The following is a 25,373-nucleotide window of genomic DNA, read 5'->3' as shown; positions in this document are numbered from 1 at the left end:
CCATAAAGTCGGCAAGATGGGGGGCTATGAATCCTCTTCTTGTCTTTGATCTTGATGGCACTTTGATTGACTCTGCTCCGGATATTATCACCGCAGTCAATCGCACCTTGGCGAATCACTCGAAACCCACGTTAAGTGACGCCACAATTATTTCCCATATCGGCGAGGGTATCAAAAAACTCATCGCCGATTTATTTAAGGGCGACAACCTGGAGCCCGGCGATATCATCGGTCTTGAGATGGAATTCCTGCGCACCTATGAAGAGGAAATGCTGAATAAAACCCGCATTTACCCCGGAGTCGAAAGTTTCCTGACTCAGTATCAGGGGCCTATCGCCATTATCACCAACAAAAACGAAGAACCAGCCAAGGTCATCATCGATCACTTGGGACTAAACCGTTTTCCGTGGGTGAACATCTTCGGAGCAGATACTCTGGAGGAAAGAAAGCCCAGTCCCCTGCCCCTGCGCACGATGATGAGGCTGGCAGGTCGTCTGCCCGGAAATACACTTATGATCGGTGATGGAACTCCAGATATGCTCTCGGCCCAACGAGCTGGCGTGGGCTCCATCGCGATCGGTTTCGGCTATACCGCGACTCATATTCTTGAAAAATATGAGCCCCTGGCAGTTCTGGATCACTATCAGGACCTGTCCGCGCTGCTGGAGAAAATCACCCAAAAAGCTTGACGCATCTTTGCCGTAAAAAATAGCCATGCACCCTTTGCGGGCTTGCCTCAGGGCGGCGTGGACTATATAAGGTGAAAGCTTTTTGATAATGGGGGGTTGTCTCCGGTGAACGACATTCTTTTAGAAGTTCAAAATCTTAAGACGCGCTTTAGAACTGACGACGGCACTTTCCTCGCTGTTGACGACGTGTCCTTTAACGTTAAAAAAGGCCAAACGCTTGGAATTGTTGGGGAATCTGGATGCGGAAAATCCGTAACCTCCCTGTCCGTTATGCGTCTTGTTCAGAAACCGGGCCACGTCGAATCTGGAAAAGTTCTGTTTAAAGGTCAAAACCTTCTGGAATTGTCAGACGACCGCATGAGACAAATCCGCGGTAACGAAATCGCGATGATCTTCCAAGAGCCAATGACTTCCCTGAACCCGGTTTACACCGTGGGCGATCAGATCGAAGAAGCCATCCTTTTACACCAAAAGGACCTTACTAAAGTTCAAGCTCGCGAACGAGCTATCGAAATGCTTCGTATTGTGGGTATTCCAGCTCCGGAAAAACGCTTCCATGAATTCCCGCACCAGCTTTCGGGCGGTATGAGACAGCGTGTGATGATTGCCATGGCGATCTCGTGCAATCCGGAACTGTTGATTGCCGATGAGCCGACGACGGCTTTGGACGTGACTATTCAGGCTCAGATTCTGGATCTGATGCGCAAACTTCAAAAAGACTTCAATGCCGGCATGATCCTGATCACTCACGATCTGGGCGTTGTGGCGGAGATGTGCAACGAAGTGGCCGTGATGTATGCTGGCCGCGTGGTTGAATTCGGAACAGTGGAAGATATCTTCTATCGTCCGAAGCATCCGTACACTCGCGGATTGCTGGATTCCATTCCACACTTTGAAACCGGTCACAAGCTGGATCAGCTTAAGACCATCAAAGGGATGGTTCCAAGTCTTTACAATCTTCCGAAGGGCTGTCGCTTTGCGGACCGTTGTCCTTATGCACAGGATGACTGCCGCCAGTCTTATCCATCCACTGAGAATCTTCGCGGCATCCATAAAGTCGCTTGTTTCCACCCCTTGTCTGACGAGGTCACGAAATAATGAGCACTCCTCTGTTGAAAGTTGAAAACCTGGTAAAAAGTTTTCCTATTTTTGGTGGTCTCTTCAATCGCGAAGTTGCCGCCGTAAAAGCGGTTCAGGGCGTGTCCTTTGAAATCAACAAAGGCGAGACTTTGGGTCTTGTGGGCGAATCCGGTTGTGGTAAGTCCACCTTGGGTCGCTGCTTGATGCGTCTTCACGACACGACCTCTGGAAAAATCATTTATAACGGCAAAGATATCACTCATATCGAAGGTGAAGAACTTCGTGAAATGCGCCGTAAAATTCAGATCATTTTCCAGGATCCATTTGCCTCTTTGAATCCGCGCATGACAATCGGAGCGATTCTGGAAGAGCCTCTGATTATCCATAATCTTTATGCCACCGCCAAAGAACGTCAGGATCGCATTCACGAACTGATCGATCTGGTGGGTTTGCGCCGTGAGCACTTAAACCGTTACCCGCATGAATTCTCGGGTGGTCAACGTCAGCGTGTGGGCATTGCCCGTGCTTTGGCGGTAAACCCGGAACTGATCGTCTGCGATGAGCCGGTTTCTGCCTTGGACGTTTCCATTCAAGCTCAGGTGATCAACCTTCTGATGGAACTCCAACAGAAGTTGGGACTGACTTACATCTTTATTGCGCATGACTTGAAAGTGGTTGAACACGTTTCTACACGTGTTGCCGTTATGTATCTGGGTAAAGTTGTCGAGATGGCGGATTCTGAAGAACTTTACAAGAATCCGAAGCATCCCTATACCAAAGCCCTGATGTCAGCGATCCCGGTTCCGGACCCACGCAAAAAAGAAGAGCGTATCATTTTGACTGGCGACGTTCCGTCTCCGATCAACCCGCCTTCTGGATGCCATTTCCATCCTCGCTGTCCAATGGCGATCGACGATTGCAAGACTATCGTCCCGTCCTTGGAAATAAAGTCCAAAGATCACGTTGCTTCCTGCATCCGAGTGTAAAGAACTAACCAAACTTTTCCGATAAACTCCTTAGTACATACTGAGGAGTTCATGAAGACGCAGGGGAAAATCTGGATTATCTATGATGCCGAGACTAAAACGCAGACGAAGCCTATGTCTGTGGTTCAGGCACAGGTGACAATTCTCTCTATCGCGGTTCAAGATCATACCAAATTCTTCCTGTGGACACCCGGCTGGGAAGGCTGGCTTTCCATTAAGGACTTCCTCGATTCAGATCAAACTTACTTCGTGATTGTTCAACCGCCAAAACCGGGTGAAATGCCGAGCCCTCCGGGCACTACGGATGAACACACCTTAACGGCCACCAAGAATGCTCCTGCCACCAAGGGTGACAGCCAATACACACAAGTTGTGGTTGGCGATGTGCCTCTGAAACCTCGCGAAGTCGGCGGCTATCACGTCAAAGATTTCAATGGTGACGATCTGGATCTGAATAAGATCAAAAAAGACAAATCCGATATGCCGAAGCCGAAAAAAGCAGCTCAGGCAGAAGAGGAAGCGGCACCCCTGGTCGCCAAAGCCGAACCCAAAGGTTCAGATCGCCGTCGCGATCCTCGTCATAATTTCAAAATCGAAGTTGTGCTGGTTTCCAAAGTGCGCTCGTTCCGAACTTATTCCAAGGATATTTCTTTGAGCGGAACCATGCTTGAAGATGAGATCCCAAGAGACTTCCTGAACAAGCCCTTTGATTTGATTATCGTTAACCCCTTTGAACCAGATCCAGCAAAAGCTCGTCTGCTATTCAGAGCGAAGATTGTCGGCGACCTGGCCGATCCACGCCGTCTGATGTTCATTGAGCAAGACGTGGCCATGACTTTACGTCTGGATGCTTTGCTGAAAGCTTACGTCGCCTATCAAGATCAAGTCCGCAAAAACGCCGGATAATTTCTTTCATCAAAATTCAATTTCACTTCGCAGCCCACTTGACCGCAGACTCTCGTCTTTCGTCGTATTCCTTGCATGCTCGTTTTGTTCATCTCTTATTTTGCAGGATAAATTTCCAGAGCCTTTATTATATTAAGGTATCTTAACGATACGTTTAGGCTAGTTTTCCTCAAAGTCAGTCAAGGACTCTTAACAAACGCCGATATCTTATTTTGAGAACTCCGAAGGAGAGCCTATGAGTCACTTGAGATACGTTGTTGCAGTTAGTGTCCTGGCAAACTTTCTTACCGCCTGTCAGCCAGAGGTGGAAGAGGCAGCTAAGCCCCGTTATCTGTATGTCGCCAGCGGCCTGTGCTACTCCGGAACAGGAAATACAACATACTCTGCGACAACCGCCTCGAACGTAATCTTTCGAATGAATCTGGAGACTGCACAGTACGAAGGACGCATTGCTGACTTCACCACAGGCTTTGATGCTCCCGGCACAACTCCCGTGGGAATCGCTGACTATGATTCAGATCACTTGCTGGTTTTACTGGAACATACAGGACAACGCCGAATAGAGTTGATCAAAAAAACTCTCTCAGGCGAAAGACAGACTTACTATAATAACACTTCAGCGGCGGCCCCTATTGGCGCGTTACAATCGGCCGCCCGTTTTATTTTCAAAACCATCGATGGACTGCTGATCAGCCGTTCCACTGCGATTGAAAAGTTGGACACCGGTAAAGCCCGGGAAACAGGAACCGGAACCAATGCCTGGGTGCAGGCACCGGGTGGCGCTTGCAGCGCCTCCATCACGAACATCACTTCACTGGCCACCTACCCAACAAGCTCAAACACGCTGGGATACAACATTATCTATACACATTCCCAGAATGCCTCCAGCGCCAATAATCGTATCGGGATCATCAATGGCCTGACAGGATGGAACGGAACCACAGGTTGTCTTGCCAGTCAGGCCGCACCGGCTTTGACTGCCTATCCAACTTCGTCCGTTTATATGGAGGACGCTGGCCGTGTGGTGGTCAGTTATGCAGGTATCTCCGGATCTATGCTGAACTCAATTTATTCCTATGACGTGGATGAAACCGCCAATACCATCAGCGATGAATTCAAAGGCTATGAAGTTCCCAGCGTGATTTATGGAGCTTCTGCCATGACCTATGATAAATCGACAAAGACCCTTTATGTCGCCACGGGTGGAGCCATCACCAACAACTTCACAACAGGAACCATCCCCTACAACATTGAAAAATTCACCTATAACAGTACAACCAAAGAATTCACACGTGCAGGCTCCACGTCCTTCTATCCAGGAAATCTGGAAACTCGCTGCATTTCATCAATGTTTATTGGAAACTAGGAGTGCACTCTACGGAGTGCCGATGATATTGACGCCCCAATTGGTCAACGTACCGGTGATATCATTGCCGGCCCCGTCATAGACTTTCAAAGTCCAAGTTCCCACCGATCTTTCGTGGAAGAAGGCATTGCTTAGAAAAACTTCGTCATCATATCCGGCAATACCCACCAATGAGTTGCGCATATTGATAATCATGCTTCTGGTACCTGATGGAGAAATCAGCTCCACCCCCAAATCCGCGATACTGTTGTGAGCGATCTTAAAGCGGACCTGCACAGCCTCAATTCTGTAGTTGGCAGACACGGTCAGCGTACTGGACAACCCCGTGGCACTGTCGTCCGGAATAGAGTTCGGATTTGGACTGGATTGGGTAATAAAATTTGTCGCCGTCACCTGTGTGCTATAAGGGGAACTGTAGTTCTTGGCCAAAGCAACAGCCGCATCGACATCCACCCGTCCAAAACCAAACCAATTATGAAACTTGAATCCAGCGGCATTCGTCACCCAACGGTTTTCCCAGACAGCCCCGCTGGGCAAACGTACATTCTTGGAGGCATCCCCAGGATATTTCACCAGAGGGTGACTTGTGATGGCCGACATGTTCGGACTGACCGGCACCGCCGTTTTTGCCAAAATATATTTTACATCTCGCCAAGTCAGAGCGGGATTGGCCTCTAAAATCAGAGCAATCGCCCCCGCCAGCACCGGTGCCGCCGCTGATGTGCCATTGAAAGTCGTCGTATAACTGCAATTGCTATTTCCATTTCGACCGCGCTCGAATTCAACCTTCCCCGAAATCAAAGTTTGCGAATAGCCCGCGCTGCAACCGCTGCGATCTGTGGTGATCATCGCCGGATAGTCATCGCCAAATTCACCCCCAAAAGAGGCCACCCACAAATTGGAACCAATTGACGAATACGATGCCACTTCGCCCAGGGAATTCAGTGCCCCGGTAAGAATCGTGTAAGGCGAGCTGTTATCCGGATCGAAGTTGGCATTACCAACACAATAAGTGCTTTCGGAACCACGGCATTTGACTAAGAAATCATTGCCCGCAGACTTCACATAGATAGAGCCTTTTCCGCCCCGTCCATTAATAACACCCGTCAGAAGCTGGCTGTCCCAAAGAGGAACCGGATTGGGAAGATTATTCTGAGAATTACCCCAGCTCATGTTGTAAATGTCGTGCCCCCCCGCAACCTGCTGAACAATACGTTCATCCAATTGCGCCACATTCTTGGAAAGCAAGTTGTAGGAAATAAACTTGGCCCCGTAAGCAATGCCTTTTGTGCCGACCCCATTACCCCCCACTGCCGCAATCAGACCTGCAACTGCAGTTCCGTGATTGTCGTCGGACGAGTTTGGCGGGGAATTATTCGCCCCTGTCGCAGGCGAGATATGATAGTTAATAGACGATCCATAAATAAAATTACTCTTTAGATCCTCGTGACTGTCCTGAACACCATCATCTGATACAACAATCTTCAGGCCTGCTCCAGACAACCCTGAAGTCCATGTCTTCAGCAAATTCAAATCAAACCCAGGAACCCCACCACCCGACGCAGCAAAAACAGACTGCCCGGTATTGTTAATATGCCAGGCGTATCCCAGAAATGGATCGTCGCCTTGTTTGATCTCTGCGACGGCACCATCAAAGCCCTGCTTTGAGCAGTTGGTAAAAAGCAAACCAATGACGGCACCCACCATCATCAACGGCAGAAATATTTTTGCTTTTCGCTTAAAACTTTTCATACTGCCTGCTTAAAATCTCCAAACGAACATCACTAATACCAGGCTCACTGCCCAACCGATCTTTCAAAGAAAACAAATCATAGGGCTGTTGTGATGAAGTGACGAAGTAAGCACGAATCTCTGGCAATTCACCGACGACTTTAAGATCAAAAGTCTCAAGCAGAGGATCCAGCGCCACACCCTCACGCAGGGTGATCTGAATACTGCCAGTCACCACCCCCGCCAAGCCTTTGCGTTCGTTGTAAACGATCATGGGCTGAGTATTGAAGTAAGCCCGTTCATCCACCCGAAGGCCTGTTTGAGGAACAAGATAAAATCCACTGACTTCCCCAACAGCATCTTTTCGCACACCTGCCGACATTGGATACGCGGTCATCCCTTCCCATACCTTCCATGCCGTGTCTGACAACATCGAAGATTGAGCCAACTGACGAGCGGTCGGTGCATGCGTTGTCGCTTGCGCTTTTGCTTCCGGCAAGCGTAGGCGGCGCGCCGTCTCTGCCGTGTTTTCTCCGTGAGACGGAATTTCTGTGACCTGTGTTTTATCCAAAGGTTTATTGGCTAGCGCAATTTCATCTTCACTTTGCGGATCAGAGGCCTCCACAACAGCGGCAGCCTCTTCTACAGATTCCACGAAAGTCGGCTCTTGATCCTTTTTAAAGAACAAGCCCAATGCCACCAGTCCGGCGGCAGCAGCAATGAATATATACGTGTGTTTACGTGCCATGAGTCCTTTTTATTCTAGCTGGAAAACGCAGTCCCGATCACTATTTTCTGTAAGAACTATTGGGAAAGTATGGAGACAAGATGGAATCCCAAAATGAGACAGAACTTTGGTCCATAAAAAAAGCCCCTGATGTTTCCAGCAGGGGCTTTATAATTCATATGCTATGCAGGACTTAAGGATTCAGCTTCAAAAGCGTTTCCACAGTCTTTTTAAGCTTCTCAACATCAAATGGCTTTTTGATGTAATCATCAGCTCCCAGATCGAAGGCTTTCTTCATGTCATCTTCAGACGCCTTCCCCGAGACAAACACCAAAGGAATCTTCTTCAGATCACGATGGTCTTTCAGCAACTGAGCCAGCTCAAAACCATTCACCCAAGGCAAACCGACATCCATCAGAATCAAATCCACCGGATGATCATCAAGCACCGTGGACAGCTCGGTTCCATCTGCAGCCAGCTTCGTGACGTAGCCTTCGCTTTCCAGAATCCTCTTCATCGCCAAACGCATTGTTTCGTCGTCTTCGATAACCAGAATGATTTTAGGGTCGAGCTTCTTTTTCGCTTCACGGAACTGATCCAAAGGCACTACTTCCTGGGAAGCGATACGCGCCTTGGTCATCTTCTCGATCTTTTCGATCAAATCCTTGGTGTTGATTCTTTTATCCTTCATACATTCCTTAGTGAGACTCTTGAGCTTCGAGCCATCTTTCTGCGTCAATCGCAGCCATGCACCCTGTGCCCGCCGCTGTGATCGCCTGGCGATATACATGATCTTGCACGTCTCCGGCCGCAAAGACACCTGGAATATTAGTATATGTGGTATTTGGTTGAGTGACCAAATAGCCTGTCTCATTCATATCCAACATTCCCTTGAAAAGGTCTGTATTCGGCTTATGGCCAATGGCCAGGAATAGACCCGTGATCGGAAGTTCTTTGACAGCACCATCAACCGTGCCCTTAATTTTTGCGCCTGTCATCCCTTTGCCATCACCCAACACTTCAATCACTTCCGTATTGTACAAAACTTCAATCTTGGGATTTTTCAACGCACGATCAACCATGATCTTAGAGGCGCGGAAATGATCGCGTCTGTGAATCAAATAAACCTTGGAAGCAAAGCGAGTCAGGAATTGCGCCTCTTCCATAGCTGTGTCACCACCACCGACAACGCCGATCTCCTGATTACGGAAGAAGGCGCCATCACAGGTTGCGCACGCAGAAACGCCACGATTGGCGTAAGTTTTTTCAGAAGGCAGGCCCAGATACTTGGCGCTAGCACCTGTAGAAATGATGATGGATTTTGCCAGGTGAAGTTTGTCACCAATCCACACCTTGAACGGACGTTGAGAGAAATCCACTTTTGTCACGTTGCGGGTGATGAAACGTGTACCAAATCTTTCCGCTTGTTTTCTCATCACAGTGATCAGGTCAGGACCTGTGATGCCATGATCAAAACCAGGGAAATTTTCAACTTCTGTCGTTGTCATCAGCTGGCCGCCAGCCTCTTCACCTTCAATCATCAAAGGATTCAAGTTTGCACGCGATGTATAGATAGCGGAAGTCAGTCCCGCTGGGCCAGAGCCGATGATAATGACGTTTTCTACTTTTTGATCTTCAGTCATAGTTTACCTCACAAATAGGGTCAGGAATTACGCTCAAAGGCTATCAACAAATAGGACCCTTTTCATTAGTTCTTTGCACGTTTTGGGCTGCGTCAGCTACACTGGGTTATGCCCTTGATTTCCTTTAAGAAGAACATTCATGCACCTATTGAGGTTCCCTCGCAAACCGTCCTTATGACCGCTTTGCTAGACGCAGGCCTGCCCGTGGCTTCGAGTTGTGATGGAGACGGCGTTTGCGCAAAGTGCAAGATCGTGATTGTAGAAGGAAAAGAGAATCTGACCTCAGAAAATGAAACCGAAAGTTTTCTAAGGGAAACCAACAACGTCCCCAAAGATGTCCGCATCAGTTGCCAGACGCAGGTTTTAGGCGACATCACCGTGGATGCCACCTACTGGTAAACTAAAGATCCCGCTTCTGAAAAGGAATACCCGGGTCAGCAGGCTCATGATCAGGTCGATCCAGACGACGAGCCTCGGTAGGCTTGGGCAAAGCGCAGCGCTCCCCTTCAATATAGGAAAGCCGGGCCCGCACACCCACCATTTTTTGATTTCGATTGTAACAGGGAAGTGCCGAGCTGCGCAGGGTCGATACCGACTCCTCGGCCGGCATCACATAGTCAGAACCTTTGGTGATCGCCGCAAAAGAATCGGAGACCAAGATTCCAACCCCCAGGCCTAAGCAAAAAGCCAAAGCTTTCATAAAGCCCCCTTCATCGAGGCCTTTATTATAGTCCACTAAACTGGAAAAAGCTGAAACCTGTCAGACAACGCTGGACAGAACGCCAGCTTAGGAGGTGCGATTATTTCTCAGGCGGACAAAGTTGATTTTGATGCCTTCGCGCAAGAAGATCTTCTCGAAAGCTGTCTCAAAATTCTGATCTTTCATTTCTGAGTTATGCAGATCCTGAGTCTCGAAAACGATTTCATACGGAGACTGACGGATTTCATCCATCGCCCATAAGAAGTACACCAATGAGTCTGTTTTGAAATTGATATAGGAACCTGGTTTTTGCAGACGATAAAGAAGTTCCAGATTCTGTTTGCACACAAAACGGTTTTTCGGCTTCTTCGGAGACGTCCAAGGGTCCGGGAAATGAATGTAAACGTTGTCGATCTCGTTTTCTTCAAACAGCTCGGAAATATTGAACGCGTGGAAGCGTGTGATCGCCGCATTTGTGCAGCCTGCGTTCACCGCACGACGGATTGTCTGAATCAAAGGCTTGTACTTCAGCTCCAGCCCCACCAGCAAACGATCAGAATGGGTCTTTGCGTGATGAGCAAAATAAGTCCCATTCCCAGTGCCCACTTCCACATCCATCGGCATCTTTGCATCCGCCTTGAATACATCTGAACGCCATTTGCCTTTGTTTAGCGGCGCACGCAGCTCATCAAAGGCCACGTGGGAGTACTCCCCGTTCAAAGCCAGTGTGTAAGCATTCTGATTTGGAAGGTCTTTGGTGATATTAATTTGTCGTCTTGGAGCCTGAGTCGTCATGGGTCCCTTGATTAGTCGGAGCCGGGTCATCGGTCAAGCTTTTCACAGAGAAGTCCGGCAAGGACTGGAACGGCTGCAAACGAATCGGGCACTGAGGCATCTCGCAATGGGCACAAAAGGATTTTTTACAAGGGTCCAAATGAAACGCCAGCTCACCATCAAACTCGTAATCCTTCACCACACGGGCCTCAAATCCCTGAGTCATCTCATGAACCTGAGCCACATCCCAATATTCTGGAACCACCATGTGCGCATCCACGTGATGGAAACGCCCTGAGCGGATCACGCGCATATGATGAATATCAATGACTGCCGGAACCCTATTCTTTTTTAACGCTGCAGCCAGAAGCTCCAAAGAGCCCAAATCCTGAGCGTCCAACAAGCCACCCAGTGACTCACGAACAATTTTGAATCCGGAATAGGCCAACTGCAACCCCACAACAATGGCAATCACCGGGTCCAACCACTGAAGTCCTGTCAGCAGCACCAATCCCAGGCCCACCATGACGCCCACGGTAGTCCATACATCCGACAAAACGTGGGACCCACTGGCCTTCAAAGCATCAGAATGATGACGAGCCCCCACTGCCTTAAGGTAAATACCAAGAATCAGATTCAAAATAGCAGCCCCGGCCACAATCAACAAACCGGTTTCCAGCCGCTGTGGAGGCTCATGAAACAGCAGGGCCTTCGCACTCTCTCCGATAATCATGATCGCCGCAAAGAAGATCATCCCTCCTTCAAAGGCCGAAGAAAAGTATTCTGCCTTGCCGTGTCCATAAGGATGATCCTCGTCAGCTGGCTGAGCAGCAAAGCGGATCACGAAAAGAGCGACCACTGCCGCAATCACATTCACAATACTTTCCAGAGCGTCAGACAAAACCGCCGCCGAACCCGTCACTTTGTAAGCACCGATTTTCAAACTGAAAATCAAAACACTGGCAACTGCTGAAACCCAGGCAGCGCGCGAACGGATTTTATCTGAAGAGGACGGCATTGTTTTTTGCATAATAAGAGGGTTTTCGTAGATCCCCTCGGGAAGGTCAATAGATATTAGCCTGCAGCCTTACGACGCTTCATAGCCGCTGCAGATTTGAGCTCCACCACCGGAGCTGTCTCGGGCTTGTAGAAAGCCACACGGTTTCTGCCACCACGTTTGGACTCATAAAGGGCGTGGTCCGCACGGCGAACCAGTTCGCGAGCGCTGATGTTTTCACCCGGGACCGTAATTGCAAAGCCCAAGGAAGCCGTCAGCTTCATGGAGTCCTCGCCATTGCGGAAGGTCGTTTTCTCAATGTTCTCACGCAGGCGTTCGCAGAAATACATCGCACCGGCATGGTTGGTCTCGGTCAAAACCATCAGGAACTCATCTCCGCCGTAACGGGCTGGAATATCAATATTGCGCGTGTTGGCGCGAATGATCTTACCCACTTCCGACAGAACATAACTTCCGAACAAATGGTCATGACCATCATTCACCGTCTTGAAGTAGTCCATATCCATCATCACCACACAGACATCACGATGGAACCGACGTCCCCGCTCCATCTCGAAGTCCAGACGTTGATACAGCGAACGCATGTTGTACAGACCCGTCAGGTCATCGGTATCCACAAGCTCTTTGAGTTTTTCATTGGCAAAAAGAAGTTGCTCGTGCAAATCGCGAATACGCAACTGAGAGCGAATGCGCGCCAGCAGCTCAAGCGGCACAAACGGTTTGACGATGTAATCATCCGCCCCCGCATCCAGGGCTTCAATGATCGCCTCGGTGCTGGAGTTTTCAGATACGAACACGCAGGAAACGTGAGACAGACGCTCACGCACGGACTTCAAAACCCGCAAACCCGCCATGGACGGTGCCATCCAGTCAAGAATCACAATGTGAGGAATCCAGGATTCGATCAGCTTGTGGGCTTCAGCTTCGGTCGTCACACCACGAGCGTCATAGCCTTCCCAACGCAAAGGCTCCAGGAGAATCTCCAGGCTGTCTTTGTCATCGTCGATCACCAGGATACGGCGACTTTTAGGTTGTTTGGGGCTGACTTCAAAACTCATCTACATACCAGTGTAACGTTTGGGATACTGATCGGTTAATTCTGGGAATTATTTAGACGATTTTCTAATCATTAGACCAGAGTGGACTTCGGTCGAGGTCGGGTCGGAGAAGGGCTTTGGGAGGGGCTCCGGCGCTTCGGACACATCCTCGCTCGTTGCTTTCTTTAGGCTTCGAGATGGCCTTAGGGCTCGTTGGTGGGCCTGTTGGTTAAGTGGCCTGGGATCACTGCGGAACTTGCGGCGGAGCCCCTCCCAAAGCCCTTCTCCGGCGCGACGACCTTGTTTCTTACGCAGACTTAAGACTGGGGGGATTCTTAAATTTTCTGTGATTTTTTGTGGGGTGTTTTTACGCGGTCTTGTGTGGGCTTATTCGTTGAATTGTCTGGGGATTTTCGTTATTTATGGTTGTGGTGTTTTTCTTTGAATTTTGAAGGATGTTTTTATGAGTTTGAACTTCACCGAGTACGAAGCAAAGTGGCAGAAAAAATGGGCGGACGCGAAGGCGTTTCAGGCTGAGACAACAAGTTCCAAGCCTAAATACTATGCCTTGGATATGTTCCCTTACCCTTCTGCTTCCGGACTACATGTGGGTCACATGGCCTCTTACACTCCGGGCGATATTATTTCCCGCTATAAGCGCGTGAACGGGTTCAACGTTCTTCATCCGATGGGCTATGATGCTTTTGGTTTGCCTGCAGAACAATATGCCATCCAGACGGGTGTACACCCTGCGATCACAACCAAAAAAGCCATCGACAGCTTCCGCAAGACGCTTCAAACATTTGGTTTCAGTTTTGACTGGAGTCGCGAGATTTCCACGTGCGAACCTGATTACTACAAGTGGACTCAATTTATTTTCCTGAAGCTTTATGAACGTGGTTTAGCTTATCAAAAAGAAGTTCCGGTCAACTGGTGCCCGGCTTTGAAAACTGTTTTGGCCAACGACGAAGTTGTCGACGGCAAATCCGAGCGCGGCGGTCACCCGGTGATCCGTGTTCCGATGAAGCAGTGGATGCTGAAAATTACGGACTATGCGGAACGTCTTTTGAATGATCTGGACAAATTGGACTGGCCGGAAAGAACCAAAGAAGGTCAGCGCAACTGGATTGGAAAATCCGAAGGCGCACGTGTGACTTTCCAGGTTTCGGAAGATCCTGAATCCTTTGAGGTGTTCACCACCCGTCCTGACACTTTGTACGGCGTGACCTTTATGGTGATGGCCCCAGAACACCCACTGGTGAAAAAGATCACTTCTCAGCCACAGTACGCAGCCGTGGAAAACTATATCGCAGACACTTCAAAAAAATCTGAAGTGGATCGCAAAGCCACGACAGAAAAAACCGGCGTCTTCACCGGAGCTCACGCCATCCACCCGATCACGGGCGAAAAGATTGAAATCTGGATCGCGGATTATGTTCTGATGGACTACGGCACGGGCGCCATCATGGCGGTTCCAGGTCACGATGCCCGCGACTTTGAGTTTGCAACGAAGTTCAATATTCCAATCAAGAGTGTTCTGGAAAGTGACCAAATGCCGTTTGAAGGCGACAGCGTCATGATCAATTCTGAATTCCTGAATGGCCTGAACAAAAAAGACGCCATCAAAAAAATGCTGGAATACCTTGAGCAAAACAAACTGGGTGTTCGCGAAGTTCAATACAAGCTGCGCGACTGGCTGTTCAGCCGCCAGCGCTACTGGGGCGAGCCGTTCCCGATTGTTCACTTTGCCAATGGCTCCAAAGGAGTTCCCGTCAATGAGCTTCCGGTGGTTTTGCCGGAAGTGGCGGACTATGAGCCGGCTGACACCGGAGAAGCGCCATTGGCTCGTAATGCCGACTGGGTGAAATACATGAACGGAGATCAAGAGGGCCGTCGTGAGACTGACACGATGCCAGGTGCCGCGGGATCGTCTTGGTACTTCCTGCGCTATATTGACCCGAAAAACAACGAAGCTCCGTTCAGCCCTGAGGCGGAAAAGTACTGGATGCCAGTCGACCTTTACGTCGGCGGTCCTGAGCATACTGTCGGTCACTTGCTGTACGCCCGTTTCTGGACAAAGGTTCTTTTTGACTGCGGTCTGGTGACCCATGATGAGCCCTTCCAAAAACTGGCGCACCAAGGGATGATCCTAGGCCCGGATGGCGAGAAAATGTCGAAATCCCGCGGAAACGTGATTTCTCCAGAAGAAATTGCGCGATCTCACGGTGCTGATGCTTTGAGAACCTTTATCAGCTTTATGGGTCCGGTGGACAAGGACAAGCCTTGGGCTCCGACTGGTATCGATGGTGTAAGACGCTTCCTGGATCGCATCACCCGCTTGGTGGTGAACGATGACGGTCAGCTAGTGGCGACTTCGGAGGCTTTAACTCCGGAGATTGAGAAATTAGTTCACAAAACGATTAAAAAAGTCACAGAAGATATCGAATCCATGAGTTTCAACACAGCGATCAGCGCCATGATGATTCTGGTGAACGAACTTTACCGCGCAGAATGCCGCTCGGTTTTGGCTCTGAAACCACTGGTACAGATTCTGGCGCCATTTGCCCCGCACTTGGCTGAAGAATTGTGGGAAAAAATGAATGGCGAGGGACTTTGCGCTTTGGCTCCATGGCCAAAATATGATAACACCCTGTGCGCTGACGACACTGTAACAATCGGCGTGCAAGTGAACGGAAAAATGCGCGGCACGATCGAGATTGGCGTGGCAGCTTCCGAGCAGGAGGCTGTGACAGCGGCGAAAGCCGTGGAGCAGGTGGCTTCCGTTCTTGGCGGCAAAAATCCCGATAAGGTGATTTACAAAGCTGGGAAGATTTTGAATTTGATCGTTAAATAACTGGGTTCTTTTACCGAAGAGGACCCCGAAAAACAACATGGGGTCCTTTATCCGGGCCCCCTAGTCGTGAGGGCCAAAAGAGATGTCTAATTGGAGTCCTGAAAAAAGCGCTGAGCTTTATGGGATCAACAACTGGGGCAACGGTTATTTCAGAATTAACAGCGCAGGAAATGTTGCTGTCACTCCTATGGGGGCTAACGGTCCAACTGTGGACTTGCATGAGCTGACCCAAGATCTTTTGGACCGTGGTATTCGCGTTCCTATCATGATTCGCTTTCCGGAAATTATTAAATCCCGCGTGGAGCTTTTGAACGGCTGCTTCCAAAAAGCATTTGCTGATCATGGCTACAAAGGCCAGTACCGTGGCGTCTATCCGATCAAGGTGAATCAACAGCGTCATCTGGTTCAAGAACTGGTAAAATACGGCAAAGACTACACCATGGGTCTTGAGGCCGGATCCAAACCAGAGCTTCTGGTAGTTCTGGCTTTGATGAACACCGAAGATGCACTGATTATCTGCAACGGCTTTAAAGATGCAGAATACATCGAAACAGCCATCCTGTCCCAGAAGCTGGGCCGCAACACCATCATCGTGGTGGATCGCAAAGAAGAATTGAAGATGATCGTGGACGTGGCGAAAAAGTTCAATGCCCGTCCAAAAATCGGCTTCCGCGCGAAATTGAACACTCAAGGTGCGGGTAAATGGGTTGATTCTTCCGGCGCTCGCTCTAAATTCGGTCTGACTTCCTCTGAAATCGTTGAGGGCGTTGAGTTCCTGAAAAACGAAGGCATGTTGGATTGCCTGGAGCTTCTGCATTACCATATCGGTTCTCAAGTTCCTCAGATCCAGTCCATCAAGTCCTCTTTGAAAGAAGGCGCACGCTTCTATACTGAATTGTACAAAATGGGCGCAGGCCTGAAGTACATCGACGTGGGCGGCGGCCTGGGTGTCGACTATGACGGTTCCGGCCACTCTGACAGCTCTGTGAACTATTCTGAGCAGGAATATGCCAACGACATCGTGTCTGTACTTCAGACTCTGTGTGATGAAAAAGGCATTCCACATCCAAACATCGTGACTGAGTCCGGCCGCTTCCTGGTGGCTCACCACTCGGTTTTGGTATTCAACGTGATGGGCGTGAACGATCTTCACCGCCATGAACCGCCTCGTCCAGCGACGAAAACGGATCATTCCATCATGCAAGACATGCAGTACATCTACGAAAAGGTGAACAAAGACAATATCAACGAGTGCTTCAATGACCTGGAACAAGCCAAACAAGAAACTCTGCAATTGTTCACTTACGGCGTCTTGAGCCTTGAGCAGCGTGCATGGTGTGAATCCATGTACTTTGCGATCGCAACCAAGATGATCAAACTGGCACGCGCGACTCCGGACTGTGAAGACATCGTGGCAGCACTGGGTAAAGAGCTGTGTGATACTTACTTCTCTAACTTCTCTGTGTTCCAGTCTGTTCCGGATTCTTGGGCGGTAGGTCAGTTGTTCCCGGTAATCCCTATTCACCGTCTGGGCGAAGAACCTAAACGTGAAGCGACTTTGGCGGATCTGACTTGTGACTCTGACGGTGTGATCGAAAAATTCATCGACACCGCATCTGGAGAACCGAAAGAAACCATCCGCTTGCATCAGTTCACGGATGGCCAGCAGTACTATCTGGGCGTGTTCCTGACTGGTGCATACCAAGAGATCCTGGGTGATTTGCACAATCTATTTGGTGACACCGATGCAGTTCACATCTCTTTGAACGGTGTGGGCTACACTATTGACCACTATGTTCCTGGTGACACTGTGACAGAAGTTCTTTCCTACGTTCAGTACGGCCGTTCTGAAATGGTTGATAGCGTTCGTCAGGCGACAGAAGAATCTATCCAAAAAGGTTCTATCACCAAGCAAGAAGCCAAACTTCTGATTAAACACTATGAAGAAGGTCTTTCTGGTTACACATACCTTGAAGAGGCTGAGTAAGAAATTTTACAAGTTCCCAAAAAGAAAAAGGGCTTCGCAAGAAGCCCTTTTTTTTTGGAATATACTGTGGTTCTGATATTACTGAATCGTCGCAGTCAGAGAACTGCTGGATTTCATCTTGGTCGGAATAACCACCGCCGGGCAACGGGCATAGTCTTTTTTCGACTTATAAGCCACACGATCCTGAGACTGTTTGCGGGCAAAACGATAACCTTCCGCAGACTTGGCAAAGGAATAAGAAGTGACTGTATCAAGGCGCAAAGTCTTGCGGCTGGTTGAATACGGACGGCAATCAAAGTCATATTGTGTGTCCTGATACTGGATTGTGGAGTAAGTGTTGGCTGTAAACTCGACAGTTCCATCCGCCAGGATGCGACCTTTTTCCTGCCCTTGAGCGTCCACCAAAGAACCACCCTGAACCTTCAAAGAGACTGGCAGATCATTCCAGCCACCCAAGCGATTGCAGTCATAGAAGGAAAAATCCAACTCCACCTTTTCGGCGGACTGGTGGTAGTTCAAAGCCACTGTGCACTTTAGATCCATGTTCTCATACTTGCCGTCCAGACGCTCAAAAGAAGCCGTCATAGGACCTGCGCCTTTCAACTCTCCCAATACTTGAGCCTGAGAAACAGAAAAGCCCAGAACAACTAAAACAAAAGCCATGTAATTCATCGAAACTCCTTCAGACAGGGACCAAACAGGCGCCTTTTTCCAAAAAAAAATGGGTGAACTTTCGTTCACCCACATAATCAAATCTGTTTTTATTTTGCACTAAAAATGAGGTCGCTGAGCCTTACATTTTTGAATCGAAGGCATCGCGGACTGCAAAACCGATATTAATCAACAAGGTCAGAGTCAATACGATAGCCACCATCGGACCCCAAACAATCCACTCTGCGATCGTGAACCACTTTTGAGCCTGAGCCAGCAACTCACCCCAACTTGGCGTCGGCGGACGAAGACCCAATCCCAGGTAATCCAGGAAAGACAACGTATTCACACCACCCGCGATAAAGAACGGCGCGAAGGTCACAATTGGAGTCAAACCGTTCGGCAGGATATGCTTACCGATAATACGCTTATGGTCCGCACCGATAGCGCGGGCCGCCTCAACGTATTCACGCTTTCTCAAAGAAAGGAACTGGGCACGCATATATGCAGAAATCCCTGTCCAACTGAAGATCGAGAAGAACACAACCAGCAAAGGCAAGCTTGGATTGAAGATCGAGATCACCGTGATCAATACGAACAGGATTGGGATACTTTCCACAACCTCAACGATACGCTGACCGAACAAATCCGCCTTACCACCCAGGTAACCCATCAAGGCACCCATCGTGATACCGATAGCATAAGTGACGATCCAGCAGCCGATAGAGAACAACATCGTATAGCGGAAACCGTAAAGCAGACGAGTCAGAACGTCGCGACCGCTTTCGTCAGTTCCGATCCAGTTAACTTTTGTCGGAGGAGACGGATAAGTGTCGACCGCTTTATTGGCCTCATAAGGGTCCCACTGAACCAGTGGCCAGATCGCCCAGTCACCCTCTTTCATTTCAAGATCGCGATAGTCCATCACAAAGATGTCATCACGGCCAAATGCAGTTGGGTGGTAATCCTTAACTAGAGGGAAATACAATTTACCTTGATAGCTCAATACGTGAGGATGATTGTTCGCCCAAAGCTCCGCAGTGAAGCTTACGAAGAACATCGCCATCAAAATCCAGAAAGAGACCACAGCCACGCGATCGCGCTTAAATCGCTTATATCTCTTCAACGTCAGTTCATTGCGAATAAGATATTTTTCGATCATTTGAAGTCAATCCTTGGATCAATAAGAACGTAAATGACGTCACTGAAAATACGGCCCATCATCAACAGCATGGATGAAATAAAGGTCAGACCCATGATCACGTTATAGTCACGGGACAAAACGGATTGATAACCCAACAAACCAATTCCATCCAAATTGAACATCTGTTCGATAATCAAAGAACCGGCAAGGAATGCTCCAAAGAAGCCACCCAAACCTGTTGCAATCGGGATCAGGGCATTACGAAGAGCATGCTTGAAGACAACAACTCTTTCAGAAAGACCCTTCGCACGTGCTGTACGAACGAAGTCAGACTTGATGACATCCAGCATGGAGTTTCTCATCAAAGTGGAAAGCTCCGTGAAACCACCAATCATGTAACAGATCAAAGGCAATACAAAGTGGTGGGCGCGGTCCACGATCTTACCCCAAGCAGTCAGGGACTCATAATCGTCGGAATGCAAACCACCCAGCGGGAACAAGTTCAATTTACCGGCCAAAACAACGATAAGGAAGATACCCAGAACGATTGGAGGAATAGAGTAAGTCAGATTCAGGATGATGGTCGTCCAGCGGTCAAAAGCTCCGCCGGCATTGATGGCCTTACGAACCCCCAACGGGATACACACCAGATAGGTCAGAAGCAAAGACGCAATACCAAACTGCAGGGAAACCGGAAATTTACTCTTAATAACGTCGATAACTGGCTCTTGATAGGTGAAGCTTTCACCGAAGTCCATACGAACCAGGTTCTTAACCCAGATAAAATAACGAACGTGAATCGGTTTATCGAAGCCGTATTGCTTTTTCAAAGCCTCAATAACTTCTTCATTTACAGAGGTGTCGCCACGGGTGTTGATCCCGCCTCCACCGCCGCCGCCCCCACCACCGCCGGCAGCACCGAAACGGATGGCTTGAAGCTTCTGTTCAATAGGGCTTCCAGGAGCGAGATTAATCAACGCAAAGGTGACGATGGTAATCCCGAAAAATGTCGGGATCATCAATAACAATCGGCGAATCAGGTAAACGATCAAGGCCTTACTCCCACAATATGCATTCGATTACAGATAAGACAGTTACGCTGTAATACTAATTTCGATGAGGCGCAAGAAAGAAGGCGTACATTGTACGCCTTCTGGTAAAAAATTAATCATGATTGCGCAGGGCAAAGGCTATTTAGCCTGCAACCACCAGTAGTCTCTACCAATCTCATATTTGAAGGTCTCTGCAGGTTTACCCATGCGAGAGGAGTTTGCATAAAATGCATACTTATCGTTGAACAGGAACGCATATGGAGCGTCTTCAGCGATCTTCGCGTAAACTTTCTTAAGAGCAGCAACACGTTTTGCTTTATTTGGCTCAACACGTGCTTGGTCGATCAATTTGTCCACTTCAGGGTTTTTGTACGCGATGAAGTTAGAACCACCGGCAACAGCACTTGCAGAGTGCCAGATTTGTTTAGGATCTGGATCTACGGAACCGCCACCCCAAGCCATTGTCACAGCGTCGAAGTTACCTTCGTCAACAAGCTTCAAGAATGAGTTCCATTCCAAGTATTTCAAGTCCATATCGATACCCGCTTTTTTCAGGTCTTCACGGTACATTGTGTAGTACTTTTCAGTGTCTTTAGATGGGTAAATCAAAGTGAATTTGAATTCCATCTTTTTGCCGCCAACTTCTTTTTCAAGAACACCGTTCTTGTCTTTGTCAGTCCAGCCAGCTTTAGCCAATAGCTCTTGAGCTTTCTTCGGATTGAATTCCAAAGCTTTGTTGCCTGGGTTGTACTCAGAACGAAGGTAGATCGCACCGTTAGCAAGGTCGGACATGCCATAACGGAATTTTTTGTTCATTTCTTCGCGGTTCAACAAGTGAGCCAAAGCCACACGCACGTTTTTGTCCTGGAACAAATCTTTACGGAAGTTCCAGCCAATGAAGCCGTAGGATTTCGGCGCGCTGTTTTCAACTTTGTTCTTGATGATAGTTTTGCCCCAAGGAGCACCAACCGCTTTTTTCATGAACGCTTCAACACGAAGATCAAGGTAATCAAGCTCACCTTTTTTCGCACGCTCAAGCTCTACGTTTTCATCTTTGTAGAAACGCATAGTGATTGTGTCGAAGTTGTACATACCAGCGTAAGCAACGTCTTTGTTGCCATACCACTTATCAAATTTTTTCAAAGAGATAAGCTGACCACGGTCAAACTTGGAAAGCACATAAGGACCCGCGCAGATAAGCTGACGGTTCATTTTTTGGACTTTTCAACATCGCTGTAGATCTTCTTAGGGATCACAGTCAAAGTCGCAGCAGATTCGAAGTTGTTGAAGTAAAGATCACGAGCCGTGAAACGGATTGTGTGAGCGTCGATAACTTCAGCTTTTGTCAAACCTTCGTAGTACGGACGCAAGTGAGCTGCTTCGTACTTAGGCTCAAAGATCGCGTCGAAAGAGAACTTCACGTCGTCAGCCGTTACAGGCGTACCGTCGTGGAAAACAGCGTCTTTGCGGAGGTGGAACGTGAATACTTTGTTGTCTTTAGAGATTTCCCATTTTTCAGCCAAACGTGGTTTCCAATCGTAAGTCTCGGAATCACGAGTTGCCAAACCTTCACACACGTATTCTTGCACACGACGAGAGTAAGCGTCAGTTGCAGTGATCGGGTGAACTGTTGGAGGTTCTCCTCCAAGGTTGAAGACGAAATTTCCGCCTTTAGGAGCGTTCGCATTGGGTGCTGCTGCTAAAGCGGGGGCTGTCAAAGCTGAGCTCAGAAGTAGAGCTAGGAGACCCTTCATATTCATTGTGTTTCCTCCAAAGAATTTCGTAGGGAATTTCAATAGTTCCCAAAGTGGGCTTAAAATGGGTTATGCGACAAAAATAATCAAGTTATTGCTCGATTGACGCCGCGCTTAAATGCTATACCATTGGGGCTGATTTAAGGAGTAAAAAATGTCTGAAAAGACTACGAAATTTGATCCCACAACTACCATCTCTGCAGAGTTCGGAATCTTCGGAATTCCGATGACAGAAGAAGAATCCAAAGTCGTCCTGGTCCCAGTTCCCTGGGAAGTAACAACCTCTTACGGTGAGGGCGCCTCCCGTGGCCCTAAAATCATCCGCCAAGCCAGTGAACAGATTGATCTTTTCGACATCGAAGTCGGCAAGGCTTATGAAGTCGGCTACCACATGCGCGACTTCCCCGAAGATCTGTGCAACATGAACGACAAGTTCAAAGCTGTGGCTCAAGAACTGATCGAAATGCGAACAAATCTCAGCGAGGATGAAGCCAAGATGAACAAGCTGGCTGCCCAGGTCAACGAGGCCTGCTCTGAGATGACCCAGTGGGTGTACGATCAGTGCTCTGACGTACTTAAAAAAGGCAAGTTGCTGGGTCTAGTTGGCGGCGATCACTCCACTCCGCTGGGCGCGATTCAGGCTGTCAGCGATAAATACAAAGGCGAGTTCGGCGTTTTGCACATCGATGCCCATGCGGATCTGCGCACAGCCTATCAGGGCTTCAAACAATCCCACGCTTCCATCATGTATAACGTGATGACTGATGCTAAAAAGCCTCAGAAGCTGGTTCAGGTCGGAATCCGTGACTTCTGCGAGGAAGAGTACGACTTCAGCAACTCCCGCGAAGACATCAAGACCTTCTATGATCTGGAACTGAAGCGTCGCATGTTGAAAGGCGAAACTTGGGAACAGGTCTGCAAAGACATCATCAAAGAGCTTCCGCAGAATGTTTATATTTCTTTTGATATCGATGGTCTGGACCCGGCGTTCTGCCCTCACACAGGAACTCCGGTTCCAGGTGGGTTGAGTGTGGATCAGGTCTTCTTCCTGTTCCGCGAAGTTCATGCTTCCGGCCGCAAGATTGTCGCCTTTGACCTGAACGAAGTGTCCACTGGCGGTCTTGCAGAAGAAGAGGTTGAGTGGGACGGCAACGTCGGCGCGCGTATTTTGTATAAAATGTGCGGCTGGTTGGTGAAGAGCAATGCTTAAGGTTTACGAATACGCCAAGTGCTCCACTTGTGTGAAAGCTTTGAAGTTCCTCGACGGCAAAAAAGTCAAATACGACAAACTGCCGATCGTTGACAAAGCCCCCACACAGAAAGAGCTCAAAGAAATGTTAGCCGCCCTGAAAGAACGTGGCGGCAGTATTCGCAATCTCTTCAACACCTCCGGCGTGATGTACAAAGAGATGAAACTTAGCGAAAAGCTTCCGTCCATGACAGAGGCTGAATCCCTGAAACTGCTTTCTGAAAATGGCAAGCTGGTGAAGCGCCCGTTTGTTATTGGCGACGATATCCATCTGGTCGGTTTTAAAGAAGACGACTGGAAAAAAGAGTTCTAAATAAGAAAAGGGATTCAGATACTGAATCCCTTTTTTAATGGTGAGGGCGATAGCTTGGTGGGCGTTTTTTATTCACTTCCTCTTCAAAGAAACCATGCTTTTTAAAGCGCAGAATTAAAAAAGCCCCTCCGAAACTTAAAGCCAACGCCAGTATCACGACAGATAGGCTGATCATATAAACCTCCTCTCTTCGCTTCCTTATTCTGACATATGAAAATGTGAGTCCCTAGTTGTTGTGCATCCTTAGTTCTTGTTTTTAAACAAATCAGAAATTCTTCGCATCCAGCGCTTGGCTGTACGACGCATAGGCGTCGTTTCAGACAGATCGTCCAGATTTACCAATACGTGCAGTACCACGATCATCACAGTGACCACGGCCATAGAACCAGGAATAAGGGCTAATGCCGGTGACAATCCTGACAGTTCCTCCTGCAGGATTCTAACCGAGATGGCCTGAATAACGAAATAAGGTGGCTATGAGAAGGCCAGATAAAACCATCTTCTTCATAGGGGTGTCCTTTCTATTACAAACGAAGTCGTTGTGACTCCATTGCTGGGCAAAAAGGATCTAAAGCAACAGTGATGCCAGAAAAAAACGCACCACCCCTATCAGATAGCGAACTTCAATTGCGAAGAGTCCTCATCCACCGTGGGTTTCTTTTGGGAACCTAAGCGGACTCCCAAACCCACCAAGCGGACCGGCACCCCACGCCGGCTCCAGGCTTTTTCCAAAAGACGCCCAAAATCCTGCAGCGTTGGAAGCTCGTGAATGACTTCTTCGTGCGTGGTTTGTTTAAAATCGAAGAACTTCAACTTCACCACCAAACCTTTGATGCGATCATGGTACTGCCCACGATCCATGCGTAAAACAAAGTCCTCATACAAAGCAGGCAAAGCCTTGGCACACTCTTCCAGTGTTTGCAGATCCTTATTGAAGGTTTCCTCAACCGTCAGGGACTTTCTTTCCCACTCTGTGATCACTTCGCGATGATCAATGCCACGGGCAAAATCATAAAGCTCTGCCGCGCGTGAGCCAAACCAATGGGACAGCTCGGAAACAGAATACCTCTGAATGTCGCCACAAGTGTAAAGCCCCAGATCATTCATCTTCTGTCCGGTGACCTTGCCAACGCCAAAAATTTTTCCAACAGGCAAATCCTTTATAAAGGCTTCCACGTCGCCTGGACGAATCACGAACTGCCCATTGGGCTTTTTCCAGTCACTGGCAATCTTGGCCAGAAACTTATTCGGAGCCACCCCCGCCGAAGCGGTCAGATTCAATTCGGTATAAATCAAACGACGGATTTCCTGTGCAATCAGGGTAGCACTGCCACCAAACAACGGACAATCCGTCACATCCAGATAGGCTTCATCCAAAGACAACGGCTCAATTTTGTTTGTGAATCTTTCAAGAATTTCGCGAACTTTGCGACTTTCATTTTTATACAAGTCGAAATGCGGAGGGATCAGAATCAATTGCGGGCATAACCGCACCGCCTGTGAAGATGGCATGGCCGAACGAACTCCGAACTTGCGAGCCTCATAGCTAGCAGTACAAAGAACACTGCGAGAGTTCGGTGGCCCACCAATCCCCAAAGGCTTTCCCTTCAGTTCAGGACGGTGCTTCACCTCTACAGCCGCATAAAAGCAGTCCATGTCGATGTGAATGATCTTTCTCATTTACACATTATTTACATATCAAAAGAACTAAA

26 protein-coding genes are annotated in these 25,373 nt (G+C 48.6%); 10 read left to right on the top strand and 16 right to left on the bottom strand.

Annotation, left to right across the window (positions count from 1 at the left end; translation table 11 throughout):
* Positions 1 to 26 precede the first annotated feature (26 nt).
* The 5 genes from ACES2G_RS01680 to ACES2G_RS01660 all read left to right on the top strand — a co-directional run bounded on the left by ACES2G_RS01680 (position 27) and on the right by ACES2G_RS01660 (position 5,027).
* Complete coding sequence (locus tag ACES2G_RS01680; RefSeq protein WP_374001127.1) at positions 27 to 689, top strand: HAD family hydrolase; 663 nt, start codon at positions 27 to 29, stop codon at positions 687 to 689.
* A gap of 105 nt (positions 690 to 794) precedes the next feature.
* Complete coding sequence (locus ACES2G_RS01675) at positions 795 to 1,787, top strand: ABC transporter ATP-binding protein (protein WP_374001126.1); 993 nt, start codon at positions 795 to 797, stop codon at positions 1,785 to 1,787.
* Positions 1,787 to 2,755, top strand: a complete 969-nt coding sequence (locus ACES2G_RS01670; protein WP_374001125.1) for an ABC transporter ATP-binding protein — start codon at positions 1,787 to 1,789, stop codon at positions 2,753 to 2,755. Before ACES2G_RS01675 ends, ACES2G_RS01670 begins: the two co-directional genes overlap by 1 nt.
* Before the next feature lie 51 nt (positions 2,756 to 2,806).
* The gene (locus ACES2G_RS01665) at positions 2,807 to 3,661 is read left to right on the top strand and encodes a PilZ domain-containing protein (RefSeq protein ID WP_374001124.1); all 855 of its coding nucleotides are present in this window, start codon (positions 2,807 to 2,809) and stop codon (positions 3,659 to 3,661) included.
* 235 nt (positions 3,662 to 3,896) lie between these two features.
* Positions 3,897 to 5,027, top strand: a complete 1,131-nt coding sequence (locus tag ACES2G_RS01660; protein ID WP_374001123.1) for a hypothetical protein — start codon at positions 3,897 to 3,899, stop codon at positions 5,025 to 5,027.
* A gap of 9 nt (positions 5,028 to 5,036) precedes the next feature.
* On the opposite strand, the gene ACES2G_RS01655 is transcribed toward ACES2G_RS01660, so the two are convergent.
* The 4 genes from ACES2G_RS01655 to trxB form a co-directional block, all read right to left on the bottom strand.
* Positions 5,037 to 6,779: a S8 family peptidase gene (locus ACES2G_RS01655; protein WP_374001122.1), complete on the bottom strand. Its 1,743-nt coding sequence runs from the start codon at positions 6,777 to 6,779 to the stop codon at positions 5,037 to 5,039.
* The gene (locus ACES2G_RS01650) at positions 6,766 to 7,506 is read right to left on the bottom strand and encodes a hypothetical protein (RefSeq protein WP_374001120.1); all 741 of its coding nucleotides are present in this window, start codon (positions 7,504 to 7,506) and stop codon (positions 6,766 to 6,768) included. The genes ACES2G_RS01655 and ACES2G_RS01650 overlap by 14 nt, the downstream gene beginning before the upstream one ends.
* 172 nt (positions 7,507 to 7,678) lie before the next feature.
* Positions 7,679 to 8,176 carry a response regulator gene (locus tag ACES2G_RS01645; protein WP_374001119.1) on the bottom strand — a complete coding sequence of 166 codons (498 nt, stop codon included), beginning with the start codon at positions 8,174 to 8,176 and terminating at the stop codon, positions 7,679 to 7,681.
* A 7-nt stretch (positions 8,177 to 8,183) separates the two neighbouring features.
* Positions 8,184 to 9,128: a thioredoxin-disulfide reductase gene (gene trxB / locus ACES2G_RS01640; protein ID WP_374001117.1), complete on the bottom strand. Its 945-nt coding sequence runs from the start codon at positions 9,126 to 9,128 to the stop codon at positions 8,184 to 8,186.
* Positions 9,129 to 9,236: 108 nt separating this feature from the next.
* Between trxB and ACES2G_RS01635 the strand changes: the two genes are divergently transcribed.
* Positions 9,237 to 9,527, top strand: a complete 291-nt coding sequence (locus tag ACES2G_RS01635) for a 2Fe-2S iron-sulfur cluster-binding protein (RefSeq protein ID WP_347356845.1) — start codon at positions 9,237 to 9,239, stop codon at positions 9,525 to 9,527.
* Between the two features lies 1 nt (position 9,528).
* On the opposite strand, the gene ACES2G_RS01630 is transcribed toward ACES2G_RS01635, so the two are convergent.
* From ACES2G_RS01630 to ACES2G_RS01615, 4 genes are all read right to left on the bottom strand, one after another.
* Complete coding sequence (locus tag ACES2G_RS01630; protein WP_347356844.1) at positions 9,529 to 9,828, bottom strand: hypothetical protein; 300 nt, start codon at positions 9,826 to 9,828, stop codon at positions 9,529 to 9,531.
* An 87-nt stretch (positions 9,829 to 9,915) separates the two neighbouring features.
* Positions 9,916 to 10,623 carry a tRNA (guanosine(46)-N7)-methyltransferase TrmB gene (gene trmB / locus ACES2G_RS01625; protein WP_347356842.1) on the bottom strand — a complete coding sequence of 236 codons (708 nt, stop codon included), beginning with the start codon at positions 10,621 to 10,623 and terminating at the stop codon, positions 9,916 to 9,918.
* Positions 10,592 to 11,632 (bottom strand): cation diffusion facilitator family transporter, encoded by a 1,041-nt coding sequence (locus tag ACES2G_RS01620; RefSeq protein WP_374001114.1) that lies wholly within the window; start codon positions 11,630 to 11,632, stop codon positions 10,592 to 10,594. The genes trmB and ACES2G_RS01620 overlap by 32 nt, the downstream gene beginning before the upstream one ends.
* 44 nt (positions 11,633 to 11,676) lie before the next feature.
* Complete coding sequence (locus ACES2G_RS01615) at positions 11,677 to 12,678, bottom strand: diguanylate cyclase (RefSeq protein ID WP_347356838.1); 1,002 nt, start codon at positions 12,676 to 12,678, stop codon at positions 11,677 to 11,679.
* 442 nt (positions 12,679 to 13,120) lie between these two features.
* Between ACES2G_RS01615 and leuS the strand changes: the two genes are divergently transcribed.
* Together leuS and speA are read left to right on the top strand one after the other, a co-directional pair.
* A complete protein-coding gene (leuS, locus tag ACES2G_RS01610; RefSeq protein WP_374001113.1) occupies positions 13,121 to 15,511 on the top strand; it encodes a leucine--tRNA ligase in 2,391 nt (796 codons plus the stop codon).
* An 82-nt stretch (positions 15,512 to 15,593) separates the two neighbouring features.
* Positions 15,594 to 17,498, top strand: coding sequence for a biosynthetic arginine decarboxylase (gene speA, locus ACES2G_RS01605; protein ID WP_374001112.1), 1,905 nt, complete (start codon positions 15,594 to 15,596; stop codon positions 17,496 to 17,498).
* Positions 17,499 to 17,576: 78 nt separating this feature from the next.
* On the opposite strand, the gene ACES2G_RS01600 is transcribed toward speA, so the two are convergent.
* From ACES2G_RS01600 to ACES2G_RS01580, 5 genes are all read right to left on the bottom strand, one after another.
* The gene (locus tag ACES2G_RS01600; RefSeq protein WP_374001110.1) at positions 17,577 to 18,170 is read right to left on the bottom strand and encodes a hypothetical protein; all 594 of its coding nucleotides are present in this window, start codon (positions 18,168 to 18,170) and stop codon (positions 17,577 to 17,579) included.
* A gap of 121 nt (positions 18,171 to 18,291) precedes the next feature.
* Positions 18,292 to 19,311 (bottom strand): ABC transporter permease subunit, encoded by a 1,020-nt coding sequence (locus tag ACES2G_RS01595; protein ID WP_347356830.1) that lies wholly within the window; start codon positions 19,309 to 19,311, stop codon positions 18,292 to 18,294.
* Complete coding sequence (locus ACES2G_RS01590) at positions 19,308 to 20,345, bottom strand: ABC transporter permease subunit (RefSeq protein ID WP_347356828.1); 1,038 nt, start codon at positions 20,343 to 20,345, stop codon at positions 19,308 to 19,310. The genes ACES2G_RS01595 and ACES2G_RS01590 overlap by 4 nt, the downstream gene beginning before the upstream one ends.
* Positions 20,346 to 20,483: 138 nt before the next feature.
* Positions 20,484 to 21,557 carry an ABC transporter substrate-binding protein gene (locus tag ACES2G_RS01585; RefSeq protein ID WP_374001109.1) on the bottom strand — a complete coding sequence of 358 codons (1,074 nt, stop codon included), beginning with the start codon at positions 21,555 to 21,557 and terminating at the stop codon, positions 20,484 to 20,486.
* On the bottom strand, positions 21,554 to 22,099 hold the full coding sequence (locus ACES2G_RS01580; RefSeq protein WP_374001108.1) for an ABC transporter substrate-binding protein: 546 nt from the start codon (positions 22,097 to 22,099) through the stop codon (positions 21,554 to 21,556). Before ACES2G_RS01580 ends, ACES2G_RS01585 begins: the two co-directional genes overlap by 4 nt.
* 154 nt (positions 22,100 to 22,253) lie before the next feature.
* On the opposite strand from ACES2G_RS01580, the gene ACES2G_RS01575 reads away from it, so the two are divergent.
* On the top strand, positions 22,254 to 23,309 hold the full coding sequence (locus ACES2G_RS01575) for an agmatinase family protein (RefSeq protein WP_374001107.1): 1,056 nt from the start codon (positions 22,254 to 22,256) through the stop codon (positions 23,307 to 23,309).
* Entirely contained in the window at positions 23,302 to 23,661 is a 360-nt protein-coding gene (locus ACES2G_RS01570) for an arsenate reductase family protein (RefSeq protein WP_347356822.1), read from the top strand. The genes ACES2G_RS01575 and ACES2G_RS01570 overlap by 8 nt, the downstream gene beginning before the upstream one ends.
* Positions 23,662 to 23,695: 34 nt before the next feature.
* On the opposite strand, the gene ACES2G_RS01565 is transcribed toward ACES2G_RS01570, so the two are convergent.
* From ACES2G_RS01565 to dinB, 3 genes are all read right to left on the bottom strand, one after another.
* A complete protein-coding gene (locus ACES2G_RS01565) occupies positions 23,696 to 23,836 on the bottom strand; it encodes a hypothetical protein (RefSeq protein ID WP_347356820.1) in 141 nt (46 codons plus the stop codon).
* A 68-nt stretch (positions 23,837 to 23,904) separates the two neighbouring features.
* Complete coding sequence (locus ACES2G_RS01560; RefSeq protein WP_347356819.1) at positions 23,905 to 24,075, bottom strand: hypothetical protein; 171 nt, start codon at positions 24,073 to 24,075, stop codon at positions 23,905 to 23,907.
* A gap of 195 nt (positions 24,076 to 24,270) precedes the next feature.
* Positions 24,271 to 25,341: a DNA polymerase IV gene (gene dinB, locus ACES2G_RS01555; RefSeq protein WP_347356817.1), complete on the bottom strand. Its 1,071-nt coding sequence runs from the start codon at positions 25,339 to 25,341 to the stop codon at positions 24,271 to 24,273.
* Positions 25,342 to 25,373 lie beyond the last annotated feature (32 nt).

The sequence above is a fragment of the Bdellovibrio bacteriovorus genome, from assembly GCF_041888015.1.
Lineage (GTDB): Bacteria > Bdellovibrionota > Bdellovibrionia > Bdellovibrionales > Bdellovibrionaceae > Bdellovibrio.
The sequence above is the reverse complement of the archived record's forward strand: the minus strand, read 5'-3'. Positions and strand labels throughout refer to the sequence as shown.